Annotated in this window: 9 protein-coding genes; 4 read left to right on the top strand and 5 right to left on the bottom strand. The window is 76.7% G+C overall.

The window, feature by feature from the left end; genetic code table 11:
- Positions 1–95: 95 nt before the first annotated feature.
- Positions 96–461 (bottom strand): YciI family protein, encoded by a 366-nt coding sequence (locus tag AB0H28_RS16700; RefSeq protein WP_358040187.1) that lies wholly within the window; start codon positions 459–461, stop codon positions 96–98.
- A 216-nt stretch (positions 462–677) separates the two neighbouring features.
- Between AB0H28_RS16700 and AB0H28_RS16695 the strand changes: the two genes are divergently transcribed.
- From AB0H28_RS16695 to AB0H28_RS16685, 3 genes are all read left to right on the top strand, one after another.
- Complete coding sequence (locus AB0H28_RS16695) at positions 678–3,296, top strand: SpoIIE family protein phosphatase (RefSeq protein WP_358040184.1); 2,619 nt, start codon at positions 678–680, stop codon at positions 3,294–3,296.
- A gap of 62 nt (positions 3,297–3,358) precedes the next feature.
- Positions 3,359–4,231, top strand: a complete 873-nt coding sequence (locus tag AB0H28_RS16690; protein WP_358040288.1) for an aldo/keto reductase — start codon at positions 3,359–3,361, stop codon at positions 4,229–4,231.
- Between the two features lie 68 nt (positions 4,232–4,299).
- Positions 4,300–5,892 carry a GMC family oxidoreductase N-terminal domain-containing protein gene (locus tag AB0H28_RS16685; protein ID WP_358040181.1) on the top strand — a complete coding sequence of 531 codons (1,593 nt, stop codon included), beginning with the start codon at positions 4,300–4,302 and terminating at the stop codon, positions 5,890–5,892.
- Between the two features lie 44 nt (positions 5,893–5,936).
- Here AB0H28_RS16685 and AB0H28_RS16680 read toward each other — a convergent pair whose 3' ends face one another.
- Complete coding sequence (locus tag AB0H28_RS16680; RefSeq protein WP_358040178.1) at positions 5,937–6,776, bottom strand: alpha/beta fold hydrolase; 840 nt, start codon at positions 6,774–6,776, stop codon at positions 5,937–5,939.
- Positions 6,777–6,991: 215 nt separating this feature from the next.
- Between AB0H28_RS16680 and AB0H28_RS16675 the strand changes: the two genes are divergently transcribed.
- Positions 6,992–8,344 (top strand): pentapeptide repeat-containing protein, encoded by a 1,353-nt coding sequence (locus AB0H28_RS16675; protein ID WP_358040175.1) that lies wholly within the window; start codon positions 6,992–6,994, stop codon positions 8,342–8,344.
- A gap of 7 nt (positions 8,345–8,351) precedes the next feature.
- Here the strand turns inward: AB0H28_RS16675 and AB0H28_RS16670 are convergent, their stop codons facing one another.
- The 3 genes from AB0H28_RS16670 to AB0H28_RS16660 all read right to left on the bottom strand — a co-directional run bounded on the left by AB0H28_RS16670 (position 8,352) and on the right by AB0H28_RS16660 (position 12,138).
- Positions 8,352–8,615, bottom strand: a complete 264-nt coding sequence (locus AB0H28_RS16670; protein ID WP_107157547.1) for a DUF6244 family protein — start codon at positions 8,613–8,615, stop codon at positions 8,352–8,354.
- A 92-nt stretch (positions 8,616–8,707) separates the two neighbouring features.
- Positions 8,708–9,508 carry a hypothetical protein gene (locus AB0H28_RS16665; protein ID WP_358040172.1) on the bottom strand — a complete coding sequence of 267 codons (801 nt, stop codon included), beginning with the start codon at positions 9,506–9,508 and terminating at the stop codon, positions 8,708–8,710.
- Positions 9,505–12,138: an FtsK/SpoIIIE domain-containing protein gene (locus tag AB0H28_RS16660; protein WP_358040170.1), complete on the bottom strand. Its 2,634-nt coding sequence runs from the start codon at positions 12,136–12,138 to the stop codon at positions 9,505–9,507. The genes AB0H28_RS16665 and AB0H28_RS16660 overlap by 4 nt, the downstream gene beginning before the upstream one ends.
- Positions 12,139–12,166: the final 28 nt, after the last annotated feature.

Here is a 12,166-nt window from a genome sequence, read left to right as displayed (position 1 = left end):
GGGCCGGGTGCGGCGGCCGGCCCGGCGTGGGTACGCCGACGGCCGGCGCCGGCGCGCACCCTCGCGGTCGCCCGGCGTGCCGGCGTGCCGGTGCCTCAGCTCTCCGTCTTGACCAGCGGGAACTCCAGCGACCCGGCCGGGCAGAGGAAGGTGAGCACCTCCACCCGGTAGAGCCCGGCCTGCACCGCCGGGTCGGCCTCCATCACGGCCCGCACGTCGTCCACCGAGCCGGTCCGGGCCAGCCCGAACCCGATCGGCGGGTCCGGCTCGCGGGCGGGGCCGTCCACCGAGCCGTCGACGAGCACGATGCCGCGCCGCTGCAACGCCTGCATGTGCCGCAGGTGCTCGGACTGGAGGCGCTGCACGGTCTCGTCCGGCAGGGCCCGGCCGGAGTGCCCGGGATAGAGCACGATGCACTCGTAGGTGTCCAGCGCGAAGTCGAGCCGGGGCGTCGCGCCCATCCGCACCTCCTCCAGCGGCGTCCCACCCAGCGTCGCACGACGGTCCCGGCCGCCGTGGCCGCTCGCGGCAACTGGTCCGGTCCGGCCGCCCGGGGCGCCGGCGCGCCGGGACGTTCGTCCGCCGCCCGGTCCGAACCGGATCGACGATCGCCCGGTGTCACCGGCCGCTGGTACGTTTCCGGTACTACCGCGCCCACGCCCCAGCGGAGGTCCCGGGTGAGCATCACCGCGCCCGACGACGTCAGGTGGCCGGACACCGTCACCGCCACCGGCGGCGAAGCGGGCGCGGTGATCACGGCGCGTGACTGGTCGGGCACGCCGCTCGGCCCGATCGACGGCTGGCCGCAGAGCCTGCGCACCGCGCTGGCGCTCTGCCTGCACTCCCCCACCCCGACCGTGCTGTGGTGGGGCGACGGGCCGGTCCCGCTGCCCAACGACGCGTACCGGCGGCTGCTCGGTCCGGGCCGGGCCGCCGCGCCCGGCCGCCCGGGCGGCGAGGTGTGGCCGGGCGACTGGGCGGTGCTGGCCCCGCTGCTGGCCGGCGTACGCGCGGGCCGGGGCGCCGCGGTCAGCCCGGACGTCCCGGTGCGGCGCGCGGCGCGGGACGCCGGCGAGGACCGCTGGTTCACCTTCACGCACGTCCCGGTGACCGACGAGTCGGGTCGGCCGGCGGGCGTGCTCAGCGTCGGCGCCGAGACCACCGCGTGGGTGGTCGGCGCGCGCCGGTTGCGACTGCTCACCGCGCTGGGCGCCGCGCTGGCCGACGCCGGCGACCCGGAGGAGGTGGCCCGGCGGGCGGTCAAGACGCTGGCCGCCGCCGTGCCGTTCGTCCAGCTTCACCTGTCCACGCCGGACGGCCCGCGGCTGGTCGCCGCGGACGGGGTCGAGGTCCCGCCCGGCACGGCCGACGGGTGGCCGCTGGCCGAGGTGCTGGCGGACGGCGCCGCCCGCCTGGTGCCTCCGGCTGGCGACCGGCCGGCCGCCCCGGTGGTGGCGGTGCTGCCGGTGCCCGACCCCGGAGCCGCCGCCCCGGTCGGGGTCCTGGTCGCCGCGTTGGATCCGCACCGACCGGTCGACGCCGACCACCGGGCGTTCGTCGAGCTGGTGGCCGGGCGGATCGGCGCCGCCCTGGCGGTCGCCCGGGCGGAACACCGCCGGTCCGTCGACCGGGCCGAGCTGCGGATGTTCCGGGCGCTGTCGGAGCGGGCGCTGCGGCGGGCGGAGGCGCTGGCCCGGCTCGCCGGGGCGCTCAGCTCGGCGCGCGGCCGGGAGGCCATCGTGGCGGTGCTGACCACTGTCGTTCCGACGGTGGTGGACGCCACCGCGCTGCGGGTGGCGATCACCTCCCCCGGGCGGGCCACGCTCGACGTCGCCGGCGACGACGCGCCGCCCGGGCCGTTGCCGTTGCACACCGACGTCCCGCTGGCCCGGGCGGTACGCGACAACGTGGTGCTGCCGCTGCCCGACACCGACGGCCGGACCACCGGTCTCTGCCTGCCGCTGCGCTACGGCGACGGCGGCACGCTCGGCGCGCTGGAGATGCGCTGGGCCGGCCCGGTCGCCGACGACGAGGCGCTGCGCAACCTGCTCGACGCGGTGGCCGGGCTGGCCAGCCAGGCGTTGCAGCGCGCCGAGCTGACCGGGTCGGCGCAGGCGATGGCCGGGTTCGCGGCCCGGCTGAGCGTGACCCGCTCCACCGCCGAGGCGATCGAGGTGATCCTGGACGCCGCCACCACCGCGCTCGGCGCCGAGCTGCCCGGCCTGGCGATGCGGGCCGAGGGTCGCCGGGTCCGGCTCTGGTACCACGACGACGTCCCGGGCACGCTTGTCGCCACGTTCCGCGACCTGACCCTCGACGACCCGCGCCCGATCGTGCACGCGCTGCGCGACGGGGAACGCCTCGTGCTGCGCGACCGCGCCGACTTCGCCGCCCGGTACCCCGGCCGGCCCGACCCGGTCGGCGCCCACGGCCTGGTGACCACCGTGGCGCTGCCGCTGTTCGGCGCCGGCCACCGCCCGATCGCCGCGCTGGGCTTCGGCTGGCGGCGGGAACGCCCGCTGCGCGACACCGACCTCGCCCTGCTGGACACCGTCGCCGACCTGTGCGAGCAGACGCTGGAGCGGGTCCGGTTGGCCGCCGCCGAGCACAACCTGGTGACCCGCCTGGCCGGGCGGCTGCGCAGCTCGTCGCTGACCGCGCCGCCGGGGGTGGAGGTGGCCACCCGCTACCGGCCGGCGATGAGCGGCCTGCACCTGGGCGGCGACTGGTACGACCTGGTCCGGCAGGACGGCGACCGGTTGGCCGTGGTGGTCGGCGACGTGGTCGGGCACCAGGTCGAGGCCGCCGCCGACATGGCCCAGCTGCGCACCATGTTGAACACCCTGATCCGGTTGGGCGTGCCACTGGAGGAGGTGTTCCTCCGGCTCACCGAGCTGCTCGGCGTCGGGTTCCTGGGCACCTGCCTGGTCGTGGTGGTCGATCCGGTGGCCCGTACGGCGCGGGTGGCCCGCGCCGGGCATCCGCATCCGGTGGTGTTGCCGGCCGGGCAGCCGCCGCGCACCGTGCAGACCGCCAACGCCCTGCCGCTGGGCATGGTGGACCGGCCGATGGCGGTCACCACCATCGCGTTCTCCCCCGGTGACGTGCTGGTGGCGTACACCGACGAGCTGGTGGAGCGGCGTGGCCGGCCCTACGACGAGGGCGTCGCGGCGCTGCACCGGTCGCTGGTCGGGGTTCGCGACGAGCCGGTGGAGGCGATCGCGGACGCGCTGCTGCACGACCTGGCCGGCTCCGAGGACGACCAGGCGCTGGTGGTGCTGCGGCACCTCGGTTGAGCAGGCTTCGGTCCCGCGTTTCGGGGAATGTCCTCCGGTCGGAGACCACCCACCGCAGGAGGATCACGATGGCCACCAGCAGGCAGCCGGCCAAGGCGTCGGGCAGCTACCGGATCGGCGGTGACCTGCGGGTCGACCGTCTGGGCTATGGGGCGATGCAGCTCACCGGGCCCGGTGTCTGGGGCGATCCGAAGGACCCGGCCGAGGCGGTGCGGGTGCTGCGCCGCGCGTACGAGCTGGGGGTCACGTTCATCGACACCGCCGACTCGTACGGGCCGTTCGTCAGCGAAATGTTGATCAAGGAAGCACTGCACCCGTACGCCGACGACCTGGTGATCGCCACGAAGGCCGGGCTGACCCGCTCCGGTCCCGGTGACTGGCGGCCGGTGGGGCGCCCGGAATACCTGCGCCAGCAGTGCGAGCTGAGCCTGCGTCACCTGGGCCTGGAGTCGATCGGGCTCTACCAGTTGCACCGGATCGACGCCCAGGTGCCGCTGGCCGACCAGCTCGGCGAGCTGGCGCTGCTGAAGCAGGAGGGCAAGATCCGGCACGTCGGGCTCTCCGAGGTGTCGGTCGAGCAGATCGAGGAGGCCCGGGCGATCACCCCGATCGTGTCCGTGCAGAACCTCTACAACCTGGCCGACCGCGGCGCCGAGGACGTGCTGGCGCACTGCGAGCGCAACGACCTGGCGTTCATCCCCTGGTTCCCGATCGCCACCGGCAACCTGGCCCGGCCGGGGGGCCCGCTGGACGCGATCTCGACCGGGCACGGCGCGACCCCCGCGCAGCTCGCCCTGGCGTGGCTGCTGCGCCGGTCGCCGGTCATGCTGCCAATCCCGGGCACCTCGTCGGTGGGGCACCTGGAGGAGAACGTGGCGGCGGCCGAGGTGGAGCTGACCGACGACGAGTACGAGGCGCTGGCGAAGGCGGCCTGACCGGCCCCCTATCCGAGGCGTGGTCGAGAAACTACGGTGGGAAGGATTCTCATGAGTGGGGGTCCTCAGTGGTGGAATTCGACTACGTCGTCGTCGGCGCCGGCGCGGCGGGCTGCGTGCTGGCCGACCGGCTGACCCAGGACCCGGGCACCCGGGTGCTGCTGGTGGAGGCCGGCGGCTGGGACCGCAGCCCGTTCGTCCGGGTGCCGAAGGCGTTCTCCCGGTTGATGGACGATCCGCGCACCGCCTGGCACTATCCGGCGACGATCGGGCCGGGCCGGCGGGAGACCTGGCAACGTGGCCGGATGGTCGGCGGCTCGACGTCGGTCAACGGCATGATCTGGAGCCGCGGGGCGCCCCGGGACTGGGACGCGCTGGCGCCGCTGGGCTGGGGTTGGTCGGCGGTGCGGCAGGTGTTCCAGCGGCTGGAGGACCACCCGCTGGGGCCCGCGCCGCACCGGGGCGTCGGCGGTCCGGTGCGGCTCTCCGTCGCCACCGGCACCGACCCGCTGGCCGAGGAGATGGTGGCCACCGGGGCGGAGTTGGGCCTGCGACCGGTGGACGACCTGGACGCCGACGACGACGAGCGGATCGGCTATCCGACCGCGACCATCCACCGTGGCCGGCGGGTCAGCGCCGCCGACGCGTTCCTGCACCCGGCCCGGCGCCGCCCCAACCTGACCGTCGCGGTCGGCGCGGTCGCGCTGCGGGTGCTGGTCGAGGGCGGCCGGGCGGTCGGCGTACGGGTGGCGCACCGGGGCCGGGAGGTCGAGCACCGGGCGGCCGGCGAGGTGATCCTCGCCGCCGGCGCACTGGCCACCCCGCAGTTGTTGCAGGTCTCGGGCATCGGGCCGGCCGACACCCTGCGGGCCGCCGGCGTGCCGGTGCTGATCGACCGCCCTCGGGTGGGCGCCGGGTTGCGGGAGCACCGGTCGATCGCGTTGCAATACCGGCTGGCCGGTCCGGGCGGCCACAACGCCCGGCTCGGGAGCCCGCTCGGGCAGGCCCGCGCGACGCTGCGCTGGCTGCTGACCCGCGGCGGCCCGCTGGCCCTGCCGGTGCTCGACGTGGCCGCCCACGTGAAGTCCCGTCCCGACCTGGACCGCCCGGACGGTCACCTGCTGATGGCGCCGTTCTCGGCCGCGCCGCCCCGCCCGGGCCGGGCGTTGGAGCTGGAACGGGAGCCGGGCGTGATGTGCCTGGGCACGGTGACCCGGCCGGACAGCGAGGGCACCCTCGCCGTCGTCGACGCGGACCCGCGCGTCCCGCCGGCGATCGTGGCGAACTATCTGGCCACCGCGCACGACCGGCGGGTGGCGGTGGACCTGTTCCGCCGGATGCGGGAGTTCTTCGCCAGCGGGCCGATCGCCAAACGGATCCACGCGGAGACCGTGCCCGGTGCGGCGACGCGGACCGACGAGGAGATCGTCGAGGCGGCGGTGACGCGCGGCTACTGCGGCTACCACGCGGTCGGCACCTGTGCGATGGGCGCGGACGACGCCTACGTGGTCGACCCCGAGCTGCGGGTGCGCGGCGTCGACGGGCTGCGGGTGGTGGACGCATCGGTGCTGCCGGTGATGGTGGCGGGGTGGACCAGCGCCCCGGTGACGGCGCTGGCGTGGCGGGCCGCCGACCTGATCCGGGGCCGCGCCGAGGGGTGAGCGTGGCCGGTCCGGGCCCGCCTCGACGGCGGGCCCGGAGCGGCTCAGACCGCGAAGCAGTTCGGTCGGATCGCGGCGCCCGCGAGGGTCTGCCGCACCGCGGTGTAGGTGGTGCCGTCGAGGACCAGGCCGAGGTGGCCGACGACCCGCAGCGGGCACCACGCCTGCACCAGGACGTTCGTCGCGCCGTCGGCGAGCACGGCGTTGTCGACCGGCCGGACCAGTTCGTCCTGCCAGGTGCGCAGCGTGGTCCAGCGGACCGGGCCGGGGGTGTCGTCGCCGGCGTTCAGGTCGGCCAGGAAGCTCGATCCGATGGTCATCTGCTGGCAGGCGACGATGCCGGCGCAACTGCCCAGCCCGACGAGGTTGACGATGTTGGCGACGTAGGTGCCGTACTGCGGGGTGCCCAGGCTGACGTACTGGTCGACCTTGCCGGCGCCGCCGAGGGACTTGACGTACCAGCGGCTGACCAGGCCGCCCTCGGAGTGGGTGACCAGGTCCACCCGGGCGGCCCCGGTGGCGGCGCGGATCTGGTCCACGTAGGACGACAGGGCCCGGGCGGACTCGCGGATGTCGCCGAAGCCGAGGTTCGGCAGTTGGTAGATCCATACCCGGTAGCCGTCGGCGCGCAGTCGGGCGGCGATCGGCTCGTAGGCGATGGAGACGCCGATCAGGCCGCCGACCACGATGACCGGGTCGGCGGCCGCGGCGGCGGCCCGCTCGGCGGCGGTGACCGTGCTGGCGGGGGTGGCGGCGGTGGGGGCGTCCGCGTGGGCGGTGGTGACGGCGCTCGGCCCGGTGGGCGCGGCGGCGTGGGCGGCGGTGGCCGGCAGGAGCAGGGCGGTGGCGGCGGCGGTGGCGGCCAGGACCGTTCGGAGCAGCATGGGCTGCACCTCCGATGGGAGGAGGCACCCGGGTTGACCGGGAGGGACGGGTGGGATCCGATCGATCGTGGGAACGATGATGCGTGTCCGATTTCACACACGTCAATGAAAAGTTACGCGCCGGTAACCAGTTGTGCCGCCAGAAGCAGGAACCGGCATTTCCGACGGCGGTCCACGCCCCCCGGCGGTCGTCCCCGGATGGCATGCTGGGCGCCGTGTCCGCCCCACCGCCGCCGGAGAAGCCGCTGAAGGTGATGCCCTGGTGGCTGGCGCTGCTCGGGCTGCTGCTGGCCGTCGCCCTCGGTTGGCTCGCGCTCGACCGGCTGCTCGCCGAGGCCGACCGGGCCACCCAACCCGACGCCCGGGCCACGCTGCGCGTCGACGCCATCCGCACCGGGCTCACCGTGGTCGCCGGCACCGGCGGCGGGCTGGCGCTGCTCCTCGCCGCCCGGCGACAGTGGATCAGCGAGCGCGGCCAACGACACCAGGAGGCCGTCGCCGACCGCGACCAGGCTCACCGCGACCGGGTGCAGGCGCACGCCGAGACGGTCGCCGAGGCCGCCGCGCGGCACCAGGAACGCCAGGCCACCGCCGCCGAGCACGACGCCGCCGAGCGCCGACTCACCGAGCTGTACGTCCGCGCGATCGAGCTGGTCGGCAGCGACAACCCGGCGGTACGGCTGGGCGGCCTGCACGCCCTGGAACGGCTCGGTCAGGACAACCCGGGGCAGCGCCCGACCACGGTGGCGGTGCTCTGCGCCTACCTCCGGATGCCGGCGTCGGACGACCCGCGCGAGAATGAGGTGCGCCGCACCGCCCAGCGGACGCTCACCCGGCACCTGCGGGCGGCGGAGGCGGACACCTGGTGGCCCGGGATCGCGCTGGACCTGACCGGCGCCCGGCTGGACGGCTTCGACGCCGCCGGCTGCACCCTGGTCGACCTGGACCTCACCGGCGCGGTCTGCACCGGCACCACCAGTTTCGCCGGGGCGGTCACGCACGGCCGGCTGCGGCTGACCGCCGAGTTCACCGACGTCGTGTTCGACGACCTCACCGGCGACGCCGACCTCGTGCTCGACGACGCCCGGATCACCGGCCGGGCCGGCTTCGACCGGGCCGACCTCGGCGGCGAGCTGACCTGCCGGGGGGCGAGCTTCGGCGAGGTCTCCTTCCGAGAGGCCACGCTGCGGCAGCCGAGCAGCTTCGACCGGGCCACGTTCGCCGGCCCCGCCACCTTCCGCGAGGCGCAGTTCCTCAGCGGACTGTCCATGGAACACACCACGTTCGGCGGCTACGCCGGGTTCCACCGGGCGCGCTTCGCCGACCTGGCGCTGTTCCGCTGGACCGAGTTCGGCGAGGAGGCCTGGTTCGAGGGGGCCCGCTTCGAGGGCGGCACCAACTTCGGCCGGGCGGTGTTCCACGGTCGGGCCCGCTTCGAGGGCGCCTCGCTGGCCCGCCGCCCCCTGGTCGACCGGGCCCGCGCGTCGACGGCGGTCACCCACCTCTGGCCCCCGGACGTCACCGTCACCCGACGCGACGGCGACTGGCTCGTCCTCACCGACCCGTGACGGCCGCTCAGTTGCCCAGCGCCTGCACCTTGGCGATGGTCTCCTGCACGTGCTGGCGGGCCGGCTCGCCGCCCTGCGCGGCTTGGGCGAGCGCCTGCCGGTAGGCGTCGATGACGCCGATCAGCGGGCCGGCCGTGGCACCCTCCAGCGCGCCCGCGACCAACGCCCGCGCCTCGGCCGCGTCCTGCGCGGCGGCGGCCGTGCGGGCCTTCGCCTCGTCCAGCTTCCGTGCCGCCGCCGCCAGCCGCGCGATGACCTCCGCAGCGCTCACAAGCCCTCCCCGCGTCGCCTCGGGCCAGCCTACCGCCCGCCCCCGGAGCCTTCCTCGGTCAACCGAGGGCCGGGCCGGGCGGGGCGGGCGGCTCAGCGCAGGAGGCGGAACAGGGCCAGGTAGAGGCAGAACAGCGACGGGGAAACCAGCGCGCAGATCACGAAACCCAGCGGCACGTAGCGCCCGGCCGGGGCCTCCCCGTCGGCAAGCATCGGCCGCCCCCACCTCGCCAGCACGAGCTGACCGGCCACGAAGGACATCAGCGGCACACCCGCGCAGGACACCGCCGCCACCAGGTCCATCCCGGAGACCGGCAGCGGCGTGCCGGCCAGCGCGACAAGCATCAGCAGCGACCCGATGAGCGCGCATCCGGCGTAGACCGCGACCGCCCGGCCCGGCGCGGACCACGTCGGCAGCAGCACCGGCCGCCGGGCCAGCGCCTCGGTCTCCTGCCCGTGCCGGTCGGCCTCGTCGGCCAGCCGCCCGGCCGCCGCCAGCTCCACCGCCGGGTCGCCGGTCGGCACGCTCCCCCCGGGATACGCCCCGACGCCCGGCCGCCTCGGCGCGGCGGCTGCGCCGCCGACCGTCCCGTCCCCCGTTTCGGGTCCGTGTCCAGGGCTCGCCACGGATCCGGCGCCCGAGCCGGGCGCGGCCGTCCTGCCCGGCGCGGGTCCGGCCGGCGGCGCGTCCGGGACGGACGCCATCGGCGTGCCGAGCGCCGCCCCGAGCCGGTCGAGGTACGCGCCCTGGGCGGCCAGTCGCGTCCCGAGCGTGTCCACGTCGGACTGGAGGCCACGGCGGCGCTCCGCCTCGGCGGCGACCGCCCGTTCCCCGCCGCGCTGCCGGGCGGACAGTTCCCGGACCAGCGCCGCGTACTCGTCGAACCCACTCATGATGCGTCCTGGTCGGCGGCGAACGGCACCATCAGGGCGGTGCGGTGCTCGTGCCGGTCGACCAGCAACGCGCGTCCCTCGCGTGGCGTCCAGGCGAGGTCGTGCACGCCCAGGTGCAGACCCAGGTCGGCGGCCGGCACGTTCACCGCGACCAGCGCGGTCACGTCGTCGCGGTGCCCGCTGCCGCCGAGGTCGTCGGCGAGCCGGCGCAACCCGCGCCACCAGCCGAGCACGTGCACGCCGCGCGCCGGGCCGTGCCGCAACACCGCGCGCAGGTCGTCGTGGCCGGAGCGGAACGTGCCCGGATCGGTGGCGGCCAGCGCGCCGGCGGCGGCGTCCATCCCGAACGCCACCAGGTAGGTGCGGCCCGAACCGAGCTCGTCGCCGGCCGCCTCGGCGAGGAAGGCGCGCAGCGCGTCGGCGTCGAGCCGGCGCACCGCCTGGCCGGCGGCGGCAAGCGTCATGGCCAGGTCGTCGGCGAGGTCGGTGGTGCCCGGGGCCAGCGGCGCGAACAGGAACCGGGCGGTGCCCGGAGCGTGCTGGCGGGCCAGCGACAGCACGGCGCAACGCAGCAGCTCGGCGCCGGCGGCGGCGGTGCCGACCACCGCCAGGTGCCGGCCGGGGCTGGTGTCGAGGGCGAACCCGGCCGCGCTGCCGGCGACGTCCACGACGCGACCGAGCAGGGCGTACGGCGGGTCGGCGCCGGGCGCCAGCGCGGCCCAGGCGGGGTCGTCGGTGAGCCGGGGCGTCTCGTGGCCGCGGAAGACCGACGGCGGTCGGGAGCCCGGCGGCCGGGCCGCGTGCAGCTCGTGGCGCAGCGCCGCGAGGTCGGCCGCGGCGGCGTGCGCGTCCGGGAACCGCACCTCGACGTCGGCGCCGGGCGCGCCGGCGGCGGTGTTCACCACGGCCGTGCCCACGGTGAGTCCGCGCGCGGCGTCGTTGCGCGGGTCCAGCACGGCGTCCCCGCCGGGCAGCGCGATGCGCAGCGGGAACTGACCGAAGATCGCCTCGGCCCGGCCGTAGAGGGCCTCGATGCCGGTGGTGCTCTGGCTGGCCAGCACCAGGTGCAGGCCGTACGAGCGGCCCTTGCGGGCCAGTTCCTCGATCAGGTCGACCGCCTGCCGGGCCAGCGCGTCGTTACCGGCGAACAGCACGTGGAACTCGTCGACGACGGTGACGACCCGGGGCGGCCGGGCGTTCGGCGGCAGGTCGGCCAGCCGGCTGACGCCGTGGCGCTTGAGCAGGTCGGCCCGGTCGGTCAGCTCGGCGCGCAGTTCCCGGAGCACGGCCACGCCGTACTCGCGGTCGGACTCGATGCCGACCGCGCGGGCGTGCGGCAGCCAGGACGGGTCACGGTCGGTGGGCACGAACTCGGTGAAGCTGACGCCCTCCTTGAAGTCGAGCAGCATCAGCCGCAGCTCGGCCGGGGAATAGCGGGCGGCCAGCCCGTAGAGCACGTCCAGCAGCAGCACCGTCTTGCCGGCGCCGGTGCGCCCGCCGACCAGCCAGTGCGGCGTGGTGTCGTCGAACGCGACGGTCACCGGCTTGCGGCCGGCCCGACCGAGCACGGTCCGCAGGCCGGCGCCGGCCGATCCGGCCCACCGGGACGCCGGCAGCAGGTCGGCGAACGTGACGCCGGAGCTGTCGTCGGCGGCCTCGGCCAGCCGGCGGGCCAGCGCCGTCACCGTCGCGTGCGACGGGTCGCGGTCGAGCACCACCGGCGCGGCCAGCCCGCTGCCGTCGGTGCTGAACGGCCGCCCCGGCGGGTCGCCGACAAGCGTGTAGCGCCCGGTGACCCGCAGCTGCGTGGTCGCCCCCAGCGGCGGCGCGCCGCCTGCCGCCGCCGGCCCGACCGGCCACTGCCCGGCCGCCGACGTGGACGCGCCACCCGGCCCCGCTCCCTGCGGACCGGTCCGGCCCTCAGCGGCCGGCGGATGGCCGGCCGTCCCCGCCGGCCCGGCCGGCGCGTAGCCGGCCAGCAGCACGCAGACCGCCGCGGCCGGGCCGGCGTGGGTGAGCGCGGCCAGCCGGGCCAGCTCCCGCGCCGGCGGGGTCGAAGCGGCGACCACCACCAGCAGATCGCGGTCCTCCGGGTCGGCCCGCTGGGCGGTACGCGCGTGCCGCTCCGCGGCGTCCAGCAGCGCGGTCGTCTCCGCCTCGGTGGTCGCCGCCGCCGCGAGCACCCCGGCGTCGTGCAGCGGGCGCAGCGGCAGGAACGCCGCGCCGAACGCCGCCTGGTCGATGCCGACCACCCGGACCGCGCCGGCCGGGGCGGCGGTGAGCAGCCGCACCACCACCGCGCGCAGCAGCTCGCCGACGCGCGGGTCGCGGGCGTCCGCGTCGATCGCCAGGTGGGCGCCGGCCCCCACCGGCACCAGCACCGGGAACGCGCCGTCGACGGTGGTCGCCTCGCCGAGGCGTACCGGAACGGGGTGGGTCGCGACGCGGGCGGTGCCCGGCACCGCGGCGGCCAACTCCCCGCCGAGGCGGGCCAGCCGGGCGACCAGCTCGGGGCTGCCGACCGGGGCCGGGCCGGCGGCGCCCAGCGCCCGCCGGGCCGCCGCCCAGTGCCGCAGCGCCGCCCGGTGCCGGTCGACCGCCTTCCGGTACGCCGTCGCGAGCCTGTCCACCGTCCGCCCTCCGACGCCGTCTGCGATC

Source organism: Micromonospora sp. NPDC050980 (assembly GCF_040653835.1).
GTDB lineage: Bacteria > Actinomycetota > Actinomycetes > Mycobacteriales > Micromonosporaceae > Micromonospora.
This window is presented reverse-complemented; position numbering and strand designations above follow the sequence as displayed.